Below are 20247 nucleotides of genomic sequence, written 5' to 3' on the forward strand. Positions count from 1 at the left end.
CCGCGCGGGCCCGGGAGGGCGCACGCGTTCCGGCTCCGCCGATGCCGTACGGGCCCGTGCGCGAAGCCGTTCACCCGGCCCTGCCCTCGACCCATGGATGCATTATGGACGGCCCTCATAGCCGCCGGCGCGGCCGTCGTGGCCAGCGCGACCACGGGTTGGTTCACCTCCCGAGCCGCCAGGACGCAGGCGCTCTTGAGCCGTGAGGCGCAACTCGCGCAGCTCCGGCACGCACGGGCCGAGCACAGGTACCAGCAGCGCCGGGCGGCCTACGCGGAGTTCGCGAAGGCCGCCGGCGTCCTGCACAGCAGGGTGGGGGACATGGTCGCCGTCGCGGGGGATCCCGACGCGTTCGCGCTCCTGCTGGACGAGTCGCGTACGGAGCGGGCCGTGCTGATGAGCGCGATGCACGTGGCGTTCCTGGAAGGGCCCGCGGACGTGGGGGCTGCGGTCCGTGAGCTCTACGAGACCGTGAACGGATTCTGGAGCGCGGCCCGCCGGCTTCACGAAGCCGTGTGTTCGGGTGATGCGGACCGTGCCGAGGAGCACCGGGAGCTGATGAACCGGTGCCGTGTCGCGGCCCGGCGCAGCCGCGACGCCTTCGTGGAGGCGGTGCGGGAGGCCATGGCGCCGGGCTGACGGAGCGTGCGGGGCCGGGCGCTGCCGAGGGTGCCGGGACGGTGCCGCGTCAGTGCAGGGGGATCGTGCGGATCAGGCCCGCGAAGGCCTGCTCCTCCGCCTCCGTCAGCTCCACCGACTCCATGGGGTGCGCACCGGCGGTGCGCTGGGCCGGGATGGCCGGCAGGCCGTCGTGGGCGCCCGGATCGGGGTGGTGGAGGCGGCTGTCCCGCAGCATGTGGCCGAGGCCGAGGACCCAGACGAGCGCCGCCACGAGCAGCACGGCCAGGCCGATTTCCTGGGCGGGGGAGATGGAGGGGAACACGCGGTCCTCCGATGAGTGCGTACGGTGCGAGCCGGTACGGAGCCGGGGCGGACGATCGGGCGTGCAGACACTCAACACCACAACCAGCCGAAATCGGGAGGTGTGTGGCGAGCGTCACGCCAGGGGCGAAAGTCCCCTCCCGTACGGGCTGGACGGCCGTCGCGGCTCCGGTCGGTGGCCACGGAGTGACCGACGGCCACGGCTCCGGTGCGCCGCCACGGCTCCGGTGCGCCGCTACGGCTCCAGACGGAGCTTGAACCCCTCGTGGCTGCGCGCGAAACCGAGACGCTCGTAGAACCGGTGCGCGGCCGTCCGCCGCTTGTCGCTGGTCAGCTGGACCAGGCCGCAGCCCCGCCCGCGGGCCCGCTCCACCGCCAGACCCATCAGCTCGGCGCCGAGGCCACCGCCGCGCCGGTCGGCGCGGATCCGTACCGCCTCGACCAGCGCCCGCTCCCGCCCGCCCTGACCCAGGCCCGGGATGTAGGTGAGCTGCAGGCAGCCGATCAGCGCGTCCCCGTCCTGGAGGACCAGCAGCTCGTTGCGGGGGTCGGCCTCGATGGCGGCGAAGGCCCGCTCGTGGGCCGCGCCGGCCTCGACCGGGACCGGACCGGTGGTTCGGTCCCCGGCCCCGTCGGCCAGCAGGGCCAGTACGGCGGGCAGGTCCTGGCGGGTGGCGAGGCGGAAGATCATGACCTGAGCATGGCAGGGGGCCCGGCCGGGACGGCGGCCGGGCTCCCTGCGGTCAGAGGAGGGACTACGGGCGGAAGCGCAGCACCTGCGGGTCGTGGTCGCTGTTCTGGGCGGAGAACTCGGCGTTGACGTGCACGCTGTCGTACGCGTAGTTCTTGACCCCCGGGCTGACCAGGATCTGGTCCAGCACCTGGGCGTTGCCCTGGTAGACGTAGGAGTAACGTTCCGCCTTCGGCAGCGACTTGATCGCCGAGTACAGCGCCCCGCCGTCCTCCAGCGCCTGCGCGGTGCCGGAGAACTCGAAGTCGTTGATGTCACCGACGGCGAGCACGGAGGCGTGCTTGTCGGCCGCCAGCAGCTGCTTCACGAACCCGTTCACGGCCTGCGCCTGGAGCAGTCGCTTGGTCTCCGAGGAGCGCACCGGGGGCTGGTGGACCGAGGTCAGGCCCTCGTCGCCGCCCTTGGAGGAGAAGTGGTTGGCGATGACGAAGACCGTCTTGCCCTTGAAGACGAACTCGCCGGCCAGCGGCTTGCGGCTGTCGGCCCACGCCGGGTTCGCCGGGTCGATCCGGCCGGGGGAGTGGGTCAGCGCGGCCTTGCCGTTCTCCGTCGTGACCCCGGTCGCCGTCACGGCGTCGCCGGGCGCGCGCTCGGTGAAGGAGACCCGCGCCGGGTTGAAGAGGAACACCTGGCGGATGTTGCCGCCGGGCTCGCCGCCGTCCTTGTTGTTCTCCGGGCTGACCGAACGCCACTGGTAGGCGGGGCCGCCCGCGGCGGCGATGGCCGCCGTGAACTTCGTCAGCGTCTGCTCGGCCGACACGGTGCCGTCGTTCTTGGCGCCGTTGTCGTCCTGGATCTCCTCCAGGGCCAGGATGTCGGGCGAGGCGAGGTTCTCCACGACCGCCTTGGCGAGGTTGTCGAACTTCGTCTGCGGGTCGGTCGGGTCGAGGTTCTCGACGTTGTACGTGGCCACCGCGAGCTCGTTCGCCGCCTGCGGCTTGGTCTTCTCGGGCGCGAGGGTGCCCGCCTTGACGGTGCCCAGGGTGCGGGCGACCAGGGTGTAGCCGCCGAACTGGTTGAAGTCGAGGGGGCCCTCGGTGGTCCCGGTCAGCTTGTCGCCGACGTTGGCCACCGGGAACGGCTGCTGCGCGACCGGCGCGAGCTGCTGGACCTGGAGGCGGCCGGTGTTCTGGGACTCGTACGAGCCGTAGAGCGTCCCGCCGCGCTTGGCGGTGTTCTCCCAGCCCTTCACCGTGACCCACATCTCGCTGTACGGGTCGGTGGCGCCGACCACGCGCGAGGTGCCGATCTTGACGTTCATGCCCTCCAGGGACTCGTAGTAGTCCAGGGCGTAGCGCGAGGGCTCCAGGGTCAGGCCGTTGATGCTGTTGGCGGCGGCCGGGTCGCCCGCCGGGGCGTAGGCGGCCGGTACCGAGTACTCGTTGACGGCGACGGCCGCGGGCAGCGCGTTGCCGGAGGAGACCACCGTGACGGTGGGCTTGGCTATCTGGGTGACCGACTGGTTGCCGGAGTTGACGCCGCCGGGGACGTACTCGCCGACCGTGCCCGAGACCTTGACCGCGTCGCCGACGGCGACGGTCGGGGCCGAACTGGTGAAGACGAAGATGCCCTCGCTGGTGGCGGGGTCGTCGTCGGCGTCGGGGTCCTGGATCCAGAATCCGCGCGAGCCGTAGGTGCGAACGCCCGTGACGATGCCCTGGACGTCGGCGACCGGCTTGCCGTTGAGCGGGGATGTCCGGGTGGTGCCCTGGATGTCGTGGATGCGTATCGGATCGGCGGACACGACGCCTTCGGCCGCGCCGGCGGTGCCCGCGAGCAGGCCGGAGGCCAGGGCGGTGGCGACGAGGGCCGCGACGGCGGCGGAACGGGGATGCGAGGAGCGCATGGGCGGGAACTCCGGATGTGTGGAGGAAGGGGGCCTCATGGGCCCCGGTACATCTACGCGCGTCAATTTCCTGTGTGACCAGGGAAGTTGTCAAGGCCTCCAGGGAAGACAAGAGTTGACTGTGGGATGAACCAAAGGCGATGGCCCGCCGGGGCTGCCCGAAATGCGTCTACCCTGGTACGCCGTACCAGGCATGACGGCCCGTCCGTAGCGCCTCCCCGGCGCCGTCTCCGCGCATCGTCCGCACAATCCCCCGCCCCACCGCCCCGCACCACCCCCCGACCGTCCCGCCGTCCCGCGCGTCCCGTCCGAACCGCTCTACGCATCCCGCCCGAGGAGAACCACCGCATGTCCGCAGAGCCGCACCCCACGCTGCCGCCGGTACGGCTGCACTCCGATGCGGAGCTGGCCCGCGACGCCCTCGTCGCACCGCTGTTCGCCCGCGCCGTACGCCTCGCCCGCTGGGCCGGGCCCGACACCCGTGTCGACGTCGGCGGCGAACTCGTTGCCCGGCAGCTGGCCGAGGCCGTGGCACTGCTCGGCCTCGACGCCGACGACGAGGACAGCCCCGGCCACGCGGCCCAGGCCTGGCGGGTCGCCGTGGACACCGGCCTGGTCGACGTGACGGAGCCGGAGGAGGACGTCGAGGGCGGCGGCGACGGCGCCGAGCCCGAGTACGGCACCGCCGCCCCCGGGGAGGACCTCGCCCTGGTCGCCGACGGCGCGCCCGGCGACGTGCTCGACCTGTGGCTCGCGGCCCTGGACGCCGTCCTCGCCGACGCCGCCGTGCCCGACCTGGACGACCTCGTCGACGCCCTGGACGCGGGCGGCGAGATCGACTTCGACCGGCTCGACTGGAACCCCCAGCGCGAGGCCGACTTCCTCGACGGGGTCCTCGCCAACCTCTACCTGCTCACCGTCAGCGAGGGCGGTGCGGGCGAGGGGCCGGTGCCGCTTCCGGTGCTCGCCGCCTCGATGATCGTGCCCGACGACATGGGCGACCCCACCGACGCGGTCCTGGAGCAGGTCTCGGAGGCGATGATGCGCCTCGACGACCAGTTCCGGCAGCTGGAGCCCATCGGGCTGGTGGAGTTCCGCCCCGTCGACGAGGAGCTGATGACGGAGGCCGACGACCTCCCCGACACCGGTATCGAGGACGACGAGGACGTGTCCCGCTACGGGATGGTCCGGCTGACCCCGCTCGGCCTGTACGGCGTCCGCGCCCGCATGCTGGAGGCCGGGGTCGAGGCCCCCGCCCTCGGCGAATTCGCCGGCAAGGGCGCCGATGCCCTGCTCGACGCGGTCTCCTTCTACTCCGAGGACGCGGCGCAGGCCGAGATCGAGCAGTGGCTGGCGGGGCGTGAACTGCCCGCCGCGGTCGCCGAGCTGCTCGCCGCGGCCCGCGGCGCAGACGAGGCCGCCCCGCTGCGCCGGCTGCGCTGCCAGCAGGCCCTGACCCCGGCCGGGCGGGAGGCCGAGCCGGCCGTCCGGGCCGTGCTGGACGACCCGGAGCTCGGCGGGCTCGCCCGGGTCTGGCTCGCCGAACACGGGGTGACCGACGTACCGGCGCCGGACCCGGAGATGGTGCTGTGGCTGACGGTCGACACCATCGCCGCGCAGCTCGCCGCGGACGGGGAGACCGAGGAGCTGCCGCTGCTGATGCGGACGCTGACCGAGCACCACAACGAGTTCTTCGAGCTGGCATGGCGGGTCGAGCACCCCGCGACGGGGTACGTGCTGGAGGCCATGGGGCGGCTCCACCCCGACAAGAAGTCCTCGAAGGAGGCGCGCAAGGCCGCGTTCAAGGCCCGCTCCCGCCGGCCCTGACCGGTCCGGCCGGGTCAGGGCCGGGACGCGGGCCCTGACCCGGCGGCGGAAGGCGTGGGGCGCCCAGGGGCTCCGGCCGGTTCGGGGGTCCCGGCCGGGCCGGGCGTCCGGGCGGCCGGTGCACAACCAGCCGTTCGAGTGGCCGGAGTACGCCATTCCGGCCACCGGCAAGGGGTCGGCTCCGCTTTCGGGGTAGTTCAGCCGCCGTTCACGTACGGGCGGGAGCGTGTGCGCCGACGACCGTACGTCAGGCGCACCCCCTCCCCACCCTGGAGACCCGATGCCCCTCAGCCGCAGAGACTTCACCGCCCGTACCGTCATCGCGGGAGCGGGTGTCGCCCTCACCGGAACGGTCGGCGCCCTGGCCACCGCCCCCGGGGCCCTGGCCGCCGACGACGGCCCCGGCGCGAACGGGCACGACGAGCACGGCCGCCCCCACGGCCCCGGCTACGGCCCGCTCCTGCCGGACCCCGCCGGACTCCTCGCGCTCCCGGCCGGGTTCACCTACCGCGTGATCACCCACAGCGGTGTCACCACCCTCGAAACCGGCGAGAGCACCCCGTCCAACCACGACGGGACGGCCACGTTCGAGGGACACCGCGGGGTCACCCTCCTCGTCAACAACCACGAGCTGAAGGGGCCGCGCGCGAACTGGGCGCACCCCGTCCCGCTCACCGAAGGCCTGGTCTACGATCCGGCCGCGGCCGGCGGCTGCACCGTCGTCGAGGTCCGGCGCGGCGGCGAGGTCGCCGAATGGGTGGGCATCGCCGGTACGTCGACCAACTGCGCCGGCGGGGCCACCCCCTGGGACACCTGGCTGACCTGCGAGGAGACCGAGGACCTGGCCGGCAAGAACGGCATGACCAAGGACCACGGCTACGTCTTCGAGGTCGACCCCAACGACCGCCGGGCCAACCGTGACCCGAAGCCGGTCAAGGCGTTCGGACGGTACGCCCACGAGGCCGTGGTCATCGACCCGCGCCAGGGTCACGCCTACCTGACCGAGGACGCCTCCGGTCCCAACGGGCTGCTCTACCGCTGGACCCCGCCGCAGGGCTTCCGGCACGGGCGCGGCAGACTCCGTACGCTCGCGGCCGACGCCGGGGTGCTCGCGGCCGCCAAGTGCTTCGACTCCTCCGGCCGGTTCGTGGACGACCTCTCGCGCGCCACGAAGACCGGCACCGTGTACGGGGTCGACTGGGTGGCGGTCGCCGACCGCGACGCGCGGACCGTCCCGGTGCGCAAGCAGTTCGCCGCGGGCGCCGTGACCCGGGCGCGCAAGCTGGAGGGGATGTGGTGGGCTGACGGGGGCGCGTACTTCGTGTCCTCCTACGCGCGGGAGGAGAGCCCGGGCGCCGCGCACGACGGCCAGGTGTGGTTCTACGATCCGAAGCGGCGCACCATCCGCCTCGTCGTCCTGATCGGGGTGAACGCCGCCCCGGGGGCGGACGGCGGCTACGACGGCCCCGACAACATCACCGTGTCGCCGTACGGCGGCCTGGTCATCGCCGAGGACGGCAGCGGTCTGCAGCACCTGCTCGGGGCGACCGAGTCGGGCCGGGTCTACCCGCTGGCGCGCAACGAGCTGAACATCGGCACCGCCGAGGCGCCCGAGTACTCGGAGTTCACCGGGGTCTGCTTCTCCCCCGACGGCCGCACCCTGTACGCCAACATCCAGGAGCCCGGCATCATGCTGGCCGTGACCGGCCCCTGGCGGCGCGACCGCTGAGGCAGGGCCCGGGCGCCGGCGCCGTACGGCCCGACCGCGGACGCCGTGGGGCTCCGCCCGTCCGGGCGGGGCCTCACCGGTCCGCGCAGACCTCCGCACGGGAGGCCGCGGCCCATTCCTCCAGCAGGAACTCGTACGCCTCCGAGGGCCACTCCTCGTCCACCCGGGTCTCGACAAGCAGCCGTATCGCCTCGTTCGCCTCGGCGGCGGACGGGCGCGCGGGGCCAGCGGGCCGGAGTGTGTTCTGCATGGGTTCAAGGCTACGGGCGGGCACTGACAGCCACCTCCGGATTACGCGTGGCATCCATCACCCGGTGGCGCTTCCCCGAGTGCCCGGTCGCGTCATGTGCCCGCCCACCTGCTCAGAGTGCCTGCGAGGCGGGCTTGACCATGCCGCGCACTGTGCGGGACTTCACAAAGTCGCCCATGGCCGTCATCTCCCATTCCCCGGAGAACTGCTTGATCAACTTGGCCATCATGACCCCGGTCTGCGGCTCGGCGCTCGTGAGGTCGAAGCGCACCAGCTCCTCGCCGCTCGCCGCGTCGATGAGCCGGCAGTAGGCCTTGGCGACCTCGGTGAACTTCTGGCCGGAGAAGGAGTTCACCGTGAAGACCAGGCCGGTGGCCTCGGCGGGCAGCCGGCCGAGGTCCACGACGATCACCTCGTCGTCCCCGGCGCCCTCGCCGGTGAGGTTGTCGCCCGAGTGCTTGATCGCGCCGCCCAGGATGGAGAGCTTGCCGAAGTAGCAGCTGTCGATGTGGTTGCGCTGCGGGCCGTAGGCGATGACGGAGGCGTCGAGGTCGATGTCGGCGCCGCGGAACGCGGGCTCCCAGCCGAGGCCCATCTTGACCTGGGAGAGCAGCGGGCGCCCGCCCTTGACCAGGGAGACCGTCTGGTTCTTCTGGAGGCTGACCCGGCCCTTGTCGAGGTTGATCTTCCCGGCGCCGGCCGGGGCGGTGGCGGGCGCGGCCGGCGGGGCGGCGGGCGTCGCGGACCCGTCGGCGGCCGGACCGCCGAGCCAGGGGGAGACCGGGTGCGAGACCGAGGGTGCGGGAGGCGCGGGAGGTGCGGGGGGCACCGGCGGGGCGGCGGGGGCCGCGGCCGCGGGGGCGGCCGGTTCCTCGTCCACGGAGACCCCGAAGTCCGTCGCGATGCCGGCGAGGCCGTTGGCGTACCCCTGGCCGACCGCGCGGACCTTCCACACGCCGCCGCGCTGGTAGACCTCGACGACCACGAGGGCGGTCTCCGGGCCCAGCCGCGGCGGGGTGAAGGTGGCGATCACCGCTCCGGACGCCGCGTCCCGCACGGTGGCGGTGGGCTCGATGCCCTGGAAGGTCTGCCCGGCGGCATCGGGGCTGGCCGTGACCACGATGCGCTCGATGCCGGAAGGCAGCGCGCCGGTGTCCACGGTGATGGAGTCCGGCGCCGCCCCGCCACCGGACCGGTAGCTGACACCGGGCCCGGACGGCTGGTTGTAGAAGATGAAATCGGCGTCGGAACGCACCTTGCCGTCCGCCGCGAGGAGGAGGCCCGACACGTCGAGCCGCACCGGGGCGGCCACGTCCACCGTCACGCCGACGGTGTTGAGCGGCAGGTTGGAACCAGGGGTCATAGCGGTCATGCCCGGAGAACGACCGGAGCCGCTTTGCCGTTCCCTTACCCTCGCGGGAGATTCCCGGAGGCCGGGTCAGCGCCGGTTGCGGGGGTGGTCGCGTGCCGTGCGCTCGTTGCCGAACTTGTACGAGCCCGTCCAGCGGGCCATCACCAGCTGGGAGTCACCGGACTCCACCTCGGCCAGGAACTTGTCGGCCCGGCCACCGCGCAGGGTGCCCGCGGCGCGGCCCTGGTGCGTGATGACGACGGTGCGGTCGTGGCGTACCTCGTACGTGAACCCGTGCGGCTTCGGCATGCGCGCAGCCTGCCCCGCCGACGGCGGGGCGGGCAACGGATTTAGCGGCCCCGGCCCGGCCCGGGGCGCGCCCGCGGCCGTGGGCTCAGCGCTCCCCTCCGGTCACCCGGCGGGGCAGTCCCAGGGGATTGGCCTCGCGCAGCTCCGGCGGGAGCAGCGCGTCCGGGACGGACTGGTACGCCACCGGGCGCAGCCAGCGCTCGATCGCGGTGCCGCCGACGGAGGTGGAGTGGGAGGTGGCCGCCGGGTAGGGGCCGCCGTGGTGCTGGGCCGGGGCCACCGCGACCCCGGTCGGCCAGCCGTTCACCACGATCCGCCCGGCCAGCTCCGTGACCTGCCCGATCAGTTCGGCGGCCGACGGGGAGCCGGCCGGGCCCGGGGCGCCCTCGGTCTCGGCGGCGGACAGGTGGAGGGTGGCGCTCAGGTTGCCGCCGAGCCGGGCCAGCACCTCGGTCGCCTCGCGCGGGTCGGCGTAGCGGACGACGACCGTCACCGGGCCGAAGCACTCCTCCAGGAGCACCTCGTGGGGGCCGCCCTCCAGGAGGGTCGCGGCCGGGACGCTCAGGTAGCCCGCGCCGACGGAGTGCTCCCCGCCGGGGCCCGGGAGGACGGGGGCCGTGACGCCGGGCAGCGCGGCCCGCTCGCGGACGCCGGCGAGGAAGTTCTCCCGCATCCGGTGGTCCAGCAGTACCCCCGGTCCGGTCTCCCCGAGGGACTTCCCGAGCCTGCCGGCGAGCCGGTCGCCGTCGGGGCCCTCGGGGACCAGGACCAGGCCCGGCTTGACGCAGAACTGGCCCACCCCGAGGGTGACCGCGCCCGCGAGGCCGCCACCGATCTCCTCGGCGCCCTCGGCGGCGGCCGCCGGGGTGATCACGACGGGGTTGAGGGAGCCGAGTTCGCCGTGGAAGGGGATGGGGACCGGCCGGGCCGCGGCCGCGTCGAACAGGGCCCGTCCGCCCCGCAGGGATCCGGTGAACCCGGCCGCGGTGACGAGGGGGTGGCGGACCAGCTCCAGCCCGGCGTCGAAGCCGTGCACGACGTGCACCACCTCGGGCGGCAGCCCGCTCGCCTCCGCGGCCCGGCGCAGCAGCGCGGCGCACAGCTCGGAGGTGGCCGGGTGGTCGGGGTGGGCCTTGACGACCACGGGGCAGCCGGCGGCGAGGGCGCTGGCCGTGTCCCCGCCGGGGACGGAGAAGGCGAGCGGGAAGTTGGAGGCGGCGTAGACGGCGACCACGCCGAGCGGCACCTTGTACCGGCGCAGTTCGGGGCGCGGCGGGGTGAGCGTGGCGTCGGCGCGGTCGATGCGGACGTCGAGGTGGGAGCCCTCCTCGACGGAGTCCGCGAAGGCCCGCAGCTGGCCGGTGGTGCGGGCGAGTTCGCCGGTGAGGCGGGCCTGGCCGAGCGCGGTCTCGGCGTCGGCGGTCTCGACGACCAGGGGGCCGGCCTCGTCGAGCAGGTCGGCGGCGGTGCGCAGGAAGGCGACGCGGGTGGTGCGGTCGGCCAGGGCGGCGCGGGCGGAGTGCGCCGCGCGGACGGCCCGGTCCACGTCCGGGGGTGTCGCTTCGGTGGTGACCTCTTCGCGCTGCTTCCCGGTGCGGGGGTCCACACTCCAGACTGGTGTCGCTGCCATGGCCCGCTGCCTCCTGGATCGTTCAGTATTCTGAACGCCGTTCCGGTGGATGAATGATCACTTCTGCTGCGGACTCTATTTCCGCGTCCACCGCGTGACAAGTGGCGATCAGAGCCGACCAGAGGGGAAGCAGGCGCATGACGACAGCCGAGACGGGTGAGACTGGCAGGACAGACGTGACGGGGCAGACTGGCGGGACGGCTGAGACGGGGGAGGCGGCCGGGGCGGCGCCCGTGAAGTCGGCGGTGCGCACGGTGCTGCTGCTGGAGCACTTCGCTGCCCGGCCGGGACTGCACAGCCTCGCCGACATCCAGAACGACCTCTCCCTGCCCAAGTCCAGCCTCTACATGCTGCTGCGCACCCTGGTGAACCTGGGCTGGGTGGAGACGGACGCCACCGGCACCCGGTACGGCATCGGCGTACGGGCCCTGCTCGTCGGCAGCTCGTACATCGACGGGGACGAGGTGGTGGCGGCGGCCCGCCCCACCCTGGACCGGCTCTCGGACGACACCACCGAGACCATCCACCTGGCCCGGATGGACGGGACCAGCGTGGTGTACCTCGCGACCCGGCAGTCCCAGCACTACCTGCGGCCCTTCACCCGGGTCGGGCGGCGGCTGCCGGTGCACTCGACCGCGCTCGGCAAGGCGCTGCTGGCCACGCACACCGACGAGGAGGTGCGCAGGCTGCTGCCCCGGCGGCTGGAGGCGGTCACGCAGCACACCATCACCGACCGGGAGCAACTGGTCGAGGAGCTGGCGCTGGTGCGGGAGCAGGGGTACGCGCTGGACCGCGAGGAGAACACCCTCGGGCTGCGCTGCTTCGGGGTGGCCGTGCCGTACCGGACGCCGGCGCGGGACGCGGTGAGCTGCTCGGTGCCGGTGGCGCGGCTGACGCCGGGGCACGAACAGCTGATCAAAGCGGCGCTGTTCGAGGCGCGGGACCGGCTGTCGGTGGTGACGCGGCGGATGTGAGCGGGTCCCCGGGGCGGACGGTTGCCCGGGTGGGGGCGTGCGGGTGGGGCGTGCGGTGGGCGGTGGTGCGCTGCGGACGTGTGGGTTCCTCCCCCGGGTGGGGGAGACGGATCACCTTCGTGGGGGAGGTGGCGGGGCGCCGCGCACGGGACCGTTGGGACATGACCACACGAGCGGCGCAGACAACGGCCCCGACGCGGCCGACGGCTCCCCACCCGGGGGCCGGGCGGCGGATCCTGGCGGGCGCGGCCCTGGCCGCCACCCTGCCGTACCTCACCCTCAAGGCGGCCTGGGTGGCCGGGAGCCATCTCGGCATACCGGAGGACAGCATCCTGCTGAAGCCCGGGCTGTTCTTCACGGTCGCCAACTCCGTGACGCTGGCGATGGACGCCTGCGTGATCCTGCTCGTGCTGGTGCTCACCCGCCCCTGGGGCATGCGGGTGCCGTCCTGGCTGCTGACCCTGCCGGTCTTCGTCGCCACCGGGCTGCTCACCCCGATCGTCCTCGGCTACCCCTCCCAACTCCTCGTCAAGGCCCTGGGCATGGGCGCGGACGAGCGGGTCCGGGCCGCGTCGAAGCCCTTCCTCGAACCCTGGGTGTTCGTGGTCGTCTACAGCGGCTTCATCATCCAGGCGGTCGCCCTGGCCGGACTGTTCGTCCCCTACGCGCGCAAGCGCTGGGGCGGCCTCTGGCAGGGCGCGGCCGGCCGGCGGCTCCCGTCTCCCACGGGGGTGGTGGCGGGAGCCGCGGCGGTGTGCGCCGCGGCCGTGGGCGCGGCGGACCTGTACTGGGCCTTCGGGGGGAGCGCCGGGCTCTCCGCGCACCAGGCCGCGGTGTACTCGGCGGAGACGGGAGTGGTGTCCGCGGCCCACACGGTCTGCGCGTTCGCGGCCGCCGCGGGGGCGCTGCTGCTGGCCCGCGGCGGGAGGGGCCGTGCGGACCTGCGGCTGGCCCTCGCCTGGATCGGCGCGGGCGCGACGTTCAGCTGGGGGACGTGGATGCTGCTCTCGGCCCTGGGGCCGCAGCTCGACTCGGGCGACGGGGCCACCCTGGCGGTCACTCTGACCTACGCTGGCCAGATGATCACCGGGCTGCTCTCGGCCGGAGTCCTCATACGGTTCCTGAGGTCCCGCCGGACCGCCTGAGGCGGCGCGGACGCCCGTGGCCGGGGACGGAGCCCGGGGCCCGGGCCGGTGGCCGAGGGCGGAGCACCGGGGGACGGAGCACCGGGGGACGGGGCGGAGCGGGGCCGTGCGGGGCGGGCGCGAGCGATCGGGGGAGTGGTGAGCGGGTTCGACGGGGAGGGACCGGGACCGGGGCACCCGGAGGCGGTGCGCGGGTGGACGCGGCGGGTGCGGGAGTGGGCGGGGCGGGCGCTGGGAGCGCGGGCCCGGCTGCGGTGGGTGCACCAGATACTCGGCGGGGCTCTGCTGATGCCCTACCTCCTGGTCGCCCAGGTCGGGGTCGGCATGGCAGCCGGCGGGGTCAATGCGATGAACTCCATCGGGCTGACCCTGATCGCCTACGCCGCCGCCCTTCCGCTGGCCGCCGTCACCGGGCTGGTCGGGCTGGTGCGGCCGCTGTCGGTGGCCGCGGTGCGGGCCATGTGCGGGGTGCCGGGGGACACCCTGGCCGAGGGGCAGGCCCGGTCCTGGGCGACCCGGTGGCGGGCCTCCGCCTGGTGGACCCTGCACCTGGGGGTCGGCGCGGTGGTCAGCGGGGTGAGTCTCGCGGCGCCGCCCATGGCGGTCGTGCTGATCGTGCTGCCGCTCTCGGACACCCTGCGCGGATCCCACCTCGGGATGGGCCGGCTCAGTACGACGGCCGGGGCGTTCGTGGCCCCCGTGCTCGGGGTGGGGCTGCTGGCCGGGGTCGTCCTCTGCGCCGCCGGGGCGGGGGCGCAGCTGGCCCGGCTCGCGCCCGTGCTGCTGGGCCCGACCGCGGCGGACCGGCTGGCCGCCGCCGAGGAACGGGCGGCCGACCTCGCCGTGCGCAACCGGCTGGCCCGGGAGCTGCACGACGCGGTGGGACACGCCCTGAGCGCCGTCACCCTCCAGGCGGGCGCGGCCCGGCGGGTGCTCGACAGCGACCCCGGATTCGTCCGGGAGGCGCTCGCCGCGATCGAGGACACGACCCGGCGCACCGTGGGCGAGCTGGACGCCGTGCTCGGCCTGCTGCGCGACGGCGACCCGGCGCGGGCCGACGCGGCGCCCGCCCCGACCCTGGCGGCCGACCTCGACGGGCTGCTGGCCCGCAGCCGGGCGGGCGGCACCGCCATCACCGCCGAGCAGCACCCCGGGCCGGCCGGGGACTGGGCGCAGCTCCCGGCGATCGCCTCGCGCGAGGCGTACCGGATCGTCCAGGAGGGCCTCAGCAACGCCCTGCGCCACGGGGCGGGGCCGGTCGCCCTGCGGATCCGGGTCCACACGTCCGACCGTCACCGTGAACTGGAGATCACCATGACCAACCCGACGGCGCAGTCCCCCACCCCGCGTGCGGGGGAAGAACGGCGCACCACCGGCGGCCGCGGGCTGCGGGGCGCCGCCGAGCGGGCCGCGCTGCTCGGCGGCCGCGTCGAGGCCGGGCCGTACGACGGCGGGTGGCGCCTGAGGGCGTCCCTGCCGCTCGGCCTCACCCCCGACGGGCCGGACGGCGGCTCCCCCGGCGGGTTCGCCGAGAGATCCGTCCGGGGGTCCGCCGGGGAGTCCCCCGACGGGAACGTGGCCGTGGGGCGGGCCGTGGGCCGCCCCCCGGGGGCCCGGCGATGAGCCGGCCGCCGTTGCGCGTGCTGATCGCCGATGACGAGCGGATGGTCCGTACCGCCCTGCGCGTCATCCTCGACGCCGAACCCGATCTGGAGGTCGTCGGGGAGGCCGCCTCCGGAGCCGAGGCCGTCGGGCTGGTCCGTTCACTGGCGCCGGACGTGGTGCTGATGGACGTCCGGATGCCGGAGATCGACGGCATCCGGGCCACCGAGCAGATCCTCGCGACCATGGCCGAACCGCCCCGGATCGTGGTCGTCACCACCTTCGAGAACGACGCCTACGTCTACGACGCGCTGCGTGCGGGCGCCTCCGGGTTCCTGCTGAAGCGGGCCGACGCGGACGAGCTGATCGGCGCGGTCCGACTCGTCGCCCGGGGTGACTCGCTGCTCTTCCCGGCCGCCGTCCGCGCGCTGGCGGCGGCGCACACGGCCGCGGCCGCCGCCGCGGCCCCCGTCTGGGCCTCCCGGCTCACGGAGCGCGAGGCGGACGTCCTGCGCCTGATGGCCTCCGGCCTGTCGAACCACGAGATCAGCGAGCACCTGGGGGTGGGCCCGCAGACCGTCAAGACGCACGTGGCCGGCGTCCTGGCCAAGACCGGCTCCCGCGACCGCACCCAGGCGGTCATCGCCGCCTACGAGGGAGGCTTCATCATGAGGAAAGGCTGAGAACCCCGCCACAATCGGGGCAGAGCGGAACGCACGGGACCGTCCGCGCGTCCTTCAGGGGGATGAACAAGACGATCAGGCGTGCGTCGGTCTTCTGTCTGCTTCTGGTGCTGGCCCTTTTGGTGCGGGTCACCTGGGTGCAGGCATACCAAGGCCAGGCCCTCGCAGACGACAAGAACAACCGGCGCAACCTCATCGGGCAGTACGAGAACCCGTTGGGGAACATCATCGTGGGCGGGCAGGCCATCACCGGCTCCACGAAGACGGGCGGCAAGGACTTCGGGTACAAGAGGACGTACGTCGACGGCCCGCTCTACGCGCCGATCACCGGCTACAGCTCCCAGGCCTACGGCACCACGATGCTGGAGGGCGTCTACAAGAACGTCCTGAACGGCTCCGACAGCCGGCTCAAGACGGTCATGGACACGCTCACCAACAAGCGGGCCGATCCGGGCAACGTCCTGACGACCATCGACAGGGACGTCCAGAAGGCCACCTACGACGCCCTGCAGGGCAAGCAGGGTGCGGCCGTGGCCATGGACCCGGCGACGGGAGAGATCCTCGCCGTCGTCAACAACCCCTCGTACGACCCGGGCCGGATCACCGGAGCCAACGACGCGGAGGCCTGGAAGGAACTGTCGGCCGACCAGGGCAAGGCCATGGAGAACGTGGCGCTGCGCAAGCCGCAGGCCCCCGGTTCCACCTTCAAGCTGGTCACCCTCGCGGCGGCGATCGAGAACGGGCTGGTCACCAACATCGACGCGCCGACCGGCATCGCGGCCCCGTACACGATCCCGGGCACCCGCACGAACCTGCCCAGCGAGGCGGGCGACGCCGCCTGCAACAACGTCTCGGCGCGCACCGCCCTCAAGCTGTCCTGCAACAACGTCTTCGCCGAGCTGGCCTCCCGGCTGGGCCAGGACAAGATGCGCGCGACGGCCGAGAAGCTCGGGTTCAACGTCCAGATCGACACCCCGGTCCGCACCAACCCGGCGAGCAAGTACCCGACGAAGAAGATGTCCGTCGACCAGGTCGCGCAGACGGGTATCGGCCAGTTCGACGTGCAGGCCACGCCGCTCCAGATCTCCATGGTGACCGCCGCCATCGCGAACGGCGGCAAGCTCGTCGCGCCGCACATGGTCTCCGAGGTCACCGACGCCGACGGCAACGTCCTGGAGAGCTTCAAGAACCCGAAGTCGCAGGAGGTCATGAGCGCGAGGACCGCCTCGATGCTCCAGGACGCCATGCGCACGGTGGCCAGCGAAGGCGGCGGCAAGCCCGCCCAGGTGGCGGGCGCCGAGGTGGGCGGCAAGACGGGTACCGCCCAGCGCGGCGTGGACAACAACATCCCGCCGCTCGCCTGGTTCACCTCGTACGGCAAGTCGGGCGGCAAGCAGATCGCCGTGGCCGTGATGATCGAGAACTCGGACACCGACCGTTCCGAGATCGGCGGCGGCAAGCTGGCCGCGCCGATCGCCCAGAAGATGATGGCGGCCTGGCTGAAGAAGTGACGGTCGCACGGGAGAGGACGACGCGCCGGGAACCGAACGGGGTTACCGGCGCGTTCTCCCTCCCATGATCAGGACCGCGCTCCCGACCGACATCGCCGCCATCGCCGCCCTGCACAGCCGGGCGCGCGCCACCTACTACCGGGGCCGCGTCCCGGAGGAGGAGTACAGCGGCGCGGCGGAACTGGCCCGGTCCCGCGAGGGCTGGGCCCGCGCGGTGGGCCGGGCGGAGTCGCAGGGCCGGGTGTTCTGCGCCGAACGGGACGGAGAGGTCACCGGCGTGGCCGCCTACCTCACCGTCGGCGGCGAGACCACCCTCACCCAGCTCCACGTCGACCCCGCCCACTGGCGCCGGGGCACCGGGGCCGCCCTGCACGCCGCCTGCCTCGACGCCTGGCGCCGGGCCGGGATCGAGCGGGTCCGCCTGGAGGTCTACGGGCACAACCTGCGCGCCCAGGCCTTCTACGCCTCCCACGGCTGGCGCCCCGACCCGGCGGACACCCCCTCCGGCACCCACCGCACCCTCTGGCTCCGGGTGCCCCGCGCGTCCGGGGAATGAGACGGGCCGATGGATGGTTGAACCGCAAACCGTTTCATCCCCATCAGAACCCGGAGAAAAGAAGGATCATGCGCGTCGAGATCTGGAGCGACATCGCCTGCCCCTGGTGCTACATCGGCAAGGCCCGTTTCACCAAGGGCCTGGCCGCGTTCGCGCACCGCGACGAGGTGGAGGTCGTCTTCCGGTCCTTCGAGCTCGACCCGGGCGGCGCCAAGGGCGTCACGGCCCCCGTGCTGGAGATGCTGGCCCGCAAGTACGGCCGCACCCTCGACGAGGCGCGCGGCATGGAGGAGCACGTCGCGGCGAGCGCCCGCGCCGAAGGGCTGACGTACCGGACCGAGGGCCGCGACCACGGCAACACCTTCGACATCCACCGGCTGCTGCACCTGGCCGCCGCCCGCGGCCGCCAGGAGGAGCTGCTCGACCTCGCCTACCGGGCCAACTTCGCCGAGGAGCGGTCGGTCTTCGACCCCGAGGTGCTGGTCGCGCTCGCCGTGGAGGCGGGGCTGGACGAGGCGGAGGCCCGGGAGGTCCTCGCCGACGAGTCCGCCTACGCCGACGGGGTCCGTGCGGACGAGCGCGAGGCGGCCGAACTCGGCGCCAACGCCGTGCCGTTCTTCGTGTTCGACCGCCGTTACGGCATCTCCGGCGGCCAGCCGGCCGAGGTGTTCACCCAGGCGCTGGAGCAGGCCTGGGCCGGACGCGAGCCGGTCGGGACGGACGCCGCCGCCGAGGCCTGCGAGCCGGACGGGGCCTGCGCCGTTCCCCAGGCCTGACCCGGCGGGAGGGGCGGGGGCGGGGCTTCCGGTGCGCGGACCCCCGCCCCCTCCTCTTCATAAGTCGACCTTTGGGTTCGCCTGCATAAAAAGGCAATGGACTTTGAGTTGATCCTGGCGCAGAGTTGACGCCATGGACGCCACGGACCTTCCTCTCGCCGACCTGTGCCGCGCCGAGTTCGCGCACTCCACCACCTACCTCAACACGGCCACCAGCGGGATCCTCCCGCGCGCGGCCGTGGCCGAGGTGCGGGCGCTCGCCGAGGCCGCCGGGGCCGGACTGCCCGCCGGATTCGGCGACTTCGAGCGCGTGGACCGGGTCCGGGCGGCCTTCGCCCGCCTGGTCGGCGTCGACGCCGGACGGGTGGCCGTCGGCTCCTCCGTCGCCGCCCACGTCGGAGTGGTCTCGGCCTCCCTGCCGGCCGGCGCCGAAGTCCTGGTGCCCGAGGGCGACTTCGCCTCCGTCATGAACCCCTTCGTGGTGCGCGGCGACCTCAAGGTCCGCTTCGCGCCCTTGGAGTCCCTCGCCGAAGCCGTGGACGCGGGCACCGAGCTGGTCGCGCTGAGCGCCGTCCAGTCCGCCGACGGGCGCACCGCCGACCTCGCCGCGATCCGCGCGGCGGCCGCCGCGCACGGCGCACGGATGCTCGTCGACGCGACCCATGCCGCGGGCTGGCTGCCCTTCGACGCCTCGCCCTACGCGTACACGGTCACCGCCGGGTACAAGTGGCTGCTGGGCGGCCGGGGAGCCTCGTACCTCACGGTCTCCGAGGAGGCCCAGCCCGGCCTGGTCCCGCTGCACGCGGGCTGGGTGGCCGCCGAGTCGATGTGGGACGCCACCTACGGCCCGATGCGCCGACTCGCCCGGGACGCGCGCCGGTTCGACGAGTCCCCCGCCTTCCTCGCCTACCACGCCGCCGAGCCCTCGCTCGCGCTGCTGGAGCGGGTCGGCATCGAGGCCGTGCACGCGCACGACACCGCGCTGGCCGCCCGGTACCGGGCCGGACTCGCCCGCCTCGGCCACGAACCCGTGCCGGGCGAGGCCCCGATCGTCTCCGTCCCGGGCCTCGCCGGCCACCAGGCGCGGCTCCTCGAAGCCGGGGTGTCCACCGCGGCCCGGGCCGGAGCGCTGCGGGCCTCGTTCCACCTGTACAACACGGAAGCGGACGTCGACCGGCTGCTGGACGTGCTGGCCGGCTGACCCCGCCACCCCGACCCCGCCGCCCAGACCCCGCCCCGGGGCTCCGCCTCCGAGGCCCCCGAGTCCCTACCGCCAGGCCGCCGTCGCCGCCGCCAGCGCCGGGGCGGGGTCCGCGGACAGTGCCGAGGCCAGGGCGTTCAGCGCGGCCGCGACCCCTTCGGGCGAGGCCGCGGGGCCGTAGTGGTTGACCCGGACCATCTCCTGGGCCAGGGCCCCGCCGCCCGCCGCGAGCGGGGCCGACGGGTCAGCCGACAGGGCCTTCGCCACCACCAGGGCGGCCTCCGCGACCCGCAGCGTCGTCGCCACCGGCGCCGCCTGCGCCGGGTCCGCGACCCACGGGGCGATGCCGAGTGCCGCCGCGCCCGCCCGGGTGGCGCGGGCGGCGGCTCGGTGGCGGGCCGGCACCCCGTCCGGGCCCTCGGCCGAGATCCGGTCCAGGCAGGCCTCCAGCGCCAGCATCTCCAGCTGCGCGGGCGCGTGCAGCAGGGCCTTGCGCCCACCGTCGATCCAGCGCTCCTTCCAGTCGAGGAGGGAGAGGTAGGAGCGGCGCGGCGCCGCCGGGTTCTGCGCGAACCGGTCCCACGCGCGGTCCGACACCGACACCGCCGAGACCCCCGCCGGGCCGCCCATCGCCTTCTGGGCGCCGATCACGCACAGGTCCACGCCCCACGCGTCCGGCAGCAGCGGCTCGGCGCCCACCGAGGCCACCGCGTCCAGCATGAACAGCGCCCCGTGGGCCCGTACCGCCTCACCGATCTCCGCCACCGGGTTGGTGTTGCCGGTGGCCGCCTCGGCGTGCACCAGTGAGACGAAGTCGATCTCCGGGTGCGCGGCCAGGGCGCGCGCCACCTGCTCGCCGGTGACCGCCGTGTCGAAGGGCACGGCCAGGTCCACCACGCGGGCCCCGGCGTCGCGCAGCCAGTTGCCGAAGGTGGTCCCGTAGGGCCCGGTGACGATGTTCAGCGCCGTCGAACCGGGCCGCGCGCCCGAGCGGATGCAGCCCTCCAGCGGCAGCAGCGCCTCGCCCTGGGTGATCACCACGTCCTGCCGGGTGCCGAGGAGTGCGGCCACTGCCCGCTCGATCGTCGCGAAGCGCTCGGGGGTCAGCGGCGGAAGGTCCAGGAGGGGGTGGGTCACGGCGGTGCTCTCTTCGTCCGGGGTTAC

At 74.1% G+C, this 20247-nt stretch carries 19 protein-coding genes; 11 read left to right on the forward strand and 8 right to left on the reverse strand.

All coding sequences use genetic code 11. The features are described 5' to 3' along the window. Positions 1-93: 93 nt before the first annotated feature. Positions 94-639: a hypothetical protein gene (locus tag OG295_RS26255; RefSeq protein ID WP_371679106.1), complete on the forward strand. Its 546-nt coding sequence runs from the start codon at positions 94-96 to the stop codon at positions 637-639. Between the two features lie 49 nt (positions 640-688). Here OG295_RS26255 and OG295_RS26260 read toward each other — a convergent pair whose 3' ends face one another. The 3 genes from OG295_RS26260 to OG295_RS26270 all read right to left on the reverse strand — a co-directional run bounded on the left by OG295_RS26260 (position 689) and on the right by OG295_RS26270 (position 3539). Further along, on the reverse strand, positions 689-943 hold the full coding sequence (locus tag OG295_RS26260; RefSeq protein WP_371679107.1) for a hypothetical protein: 255 nt from the start codon (positions 941-943) through the stop codon (positions 689-691). A 234-nt stretch (positions 944-1177) separates the two neighbouring features. Further along, positions 1178-1633 carry an N-acetyltransferase family protein gene (locus OG295_RS26265; protein ID WP_371679108.1) on the reverse strand — a complete coding sequence of 152 codons (456 nt, stop codon included), beginning with the start codon at positions 1631-1633 and terminating at the stop codon, positions 1178-1180. Between the two features lie 64 nt (positions 1634-1697). Next, a complete protein-coding gene (locus tag OG295_RS26270) occupies positions 1698-3539 on the reverse strand; it encodes an endonuclease/exonuclease/phosphatase family protein (RefSeq protein WP_371679109.1) in 1842 nt (613 codons plus the stop codon). Positions 3540-3887: 348 nt separating this feature from the next. On the opposite strand from OG295_RS26270, the gene OG295_RS26275 reads away from it, so the two are divergent. Together OG295_RS26275 and OG295_RS26280 are read left to right on the forward strand one after the other, a co-directional pair. Continuing rightward, complete coding sequence (locus tag OG295_RS26275) at positions 3888-5366, forward strand: hypothetical protein (RefSeq protein ID WP_371679110.1); 1479 nt, start codon at positions 3888-3890, stop codon at positions 5364-5366. A 280-nt stretch (positions 5367-5646) separates the two neighbouring features. Then, positions 5647-7095, forward strand: coding sequence for an alkaline phosphatase PhoX (locus tag OG295_RS26280; protein ID WP_371679111.1), 1449 nt, complete (start codon positions 5647-5649; stop codon positions 7093-7095). A 73-nt stretch (positions 7096-7168) separates the two neighbouring features. On the opposite strand, the gene OG295_RS26285 is transcribed toward OG295_RS26280, so the two are convergent. The 4 genes from OG295_RS26285 to OG295_RS26300 form a co-directional block, all read right to left on the reverse strand. Further along, positions 7169-7345, reverse strand: coding sequence for a hypothetical protein (locus OG295_RS26285; protein ID WP_371679112.1), 177 nt, complete (start codon positions 7343-7345; stop codon positions 7169-7171). Between the two features lie 112 nt (positions 7346-7457). Next, complete coding sequence (locus OG295_RS26290) at positions 7458-8717, reverse strand: TerD family protein (protein WP_371679113.1); 1260 nt, start codon at positions 8715-8717, stop codon at positions 7458-7460. Between the two features lie 66 nt (positions 8718-8783). Continuing rightward, on the reverse strand, positions 8784-9005 hold the full coding sequence (locus tag OG295_RS26295; protein ID WP_371679114.1) for a hypothetical protein: 222 nt from the start codon (positions 9003-9005) through the stop codon (positions 8784-8786). A gap of 85 nt (positions 9006-9090) precedes the next feature. Next, positions 9091-10635: an aldehyde dehydrogenase (NADP(+)) gene (locus OG295_RS26300; protein WP_371679115.1), complete on the reverse strand. Its 1545-nt coding sequence runs from the start codon at positions 10633-10635 to the stop codon at positions 9091-9093. Between the two features lie 137 nt (positions 10636-10772). Between OG295_RS26300 and OG295_RS26305 the strand changes: the two genes are divergently transcribed. The 8 genes from OG295_RS26305 (at position 10773) to OG295_RS26340 (ending at position 19083) form a co-directional block, all read left to right on the forward strand. Beyond that, a complete protein-coding gene (locus tag OG295_RS26305) occupies positions 10773-11609 on the forward strand; it encodes an IclR family transcriptional regulator (protein WP_371679116.1) in 837 nt (278 codons plus the stop codon). A 161-nt stretch (positions 11610-11770) separates the two neighbouring features. Beyond that, entirely contained in the window at positions 11771-12754 is a 984-nt protein-coding gene (locus OG295_RS26310) for a hypothetical protein (RefSeq protein ID WP_371679117.1), read from the forward strand. 207 nt (positions 12755-12961) lie between these two features. After that, positions 12962-14377: a sensor histidine kinase gene (locus tag OG295_RS26315; RefSeq protein ID WP_371681315.1), complete on the forward strand. Its 1416-nt coding sequence runs from the start codon at positions 12962-12964 to the stop codon at positions 14375-14377. Beyond that, positions 14374-15039: a response regulator transcription factor gene (locus OG295_RS26320; RefSeq protein WP_266838377.1), complete on the forward strand. Its 666-nt coding sequence runs from the start codon at positions 14374-14376 to the stop codon at positions 15037-15039. The genes OG295_RS26315 and OG295_RS26320 overlap by 4 nt, the downstream gene beginning before the upstream one ends. A gap of 62 nt (positions 15040-15101) precedes the next feature. Next, positions 15102-16550, forward strand: coding sequence for a peptidoglycan D,D-transpeptidase FtsI family protein (locus OG295_RS26325; RefSeq protein WP_371679118.1), 1449 nt, complete (start codon positions 15102-15104; stop codon positions 16548-16550). Positions 16551-16614: 64 nt separating this feature from the next. After that, the gene (locus OG295_RS26330) at positions 16615-17106 is read left to right on the forward strand and encodes an N-acetyltransferase family protein (RefSeq protein WP_371679119.1); all 492 of its coding nucleotides are present in this window, start codon (positions 16615-16617) and stop codon (positions 17104-17106) included. A 68-nt stretch (positions 17107-17174) separates the two neighbouring features. Then, positions 17175-17882, forward strand: a complete 708-nt coding sequence (locus OG295_RS26335; protein ID WP_371679120.1) for a DsbA family oxidoreductase — start codon at positions 17175-17177, stop codon at positions 17880-17882. A 133-nt stretch (positions 17883-18015) separates the two neighbouring features. Next, the gene (locus OG295_RS26340) at positions 18016-19083 is read left to right on the forward strand and encodes an aminotransferase class V-fold PLP-dependent enzyme (protein WP_371679121.1); all 1068 of its coding nucleotides are present in this window, start codon (positions 18016-18018) and stop codon (positions 19081-19083) included. A gap of 66 nt (positions 19084-19149) precedes the next feature. Here the strand turns inward: OG295_RS26340 and OG295_RS26345 are convergent, their stop codons facing one another. Further along, positions 19150-20220, reverse strand: a complete 1071-nt coding sequence (locus OG295_RS26345) for an aminotransferase class V-fold PLP-dependent enzyme (RefSeq protein WP_371679122.1) — start codon at positions 20218-20220, stop codon at positions 19150-19152. Positions 20221-20247 lie beyond the last annotated feature (27 nt).

This window comes from Streptomyces sp. NBC_01276, from assembly GCF_041435355.1.
GTDB lineage: Bacteria > Actinomycetota > Actinomycetes > Streptomycetales > Streptomycetaceae > Streptomyces.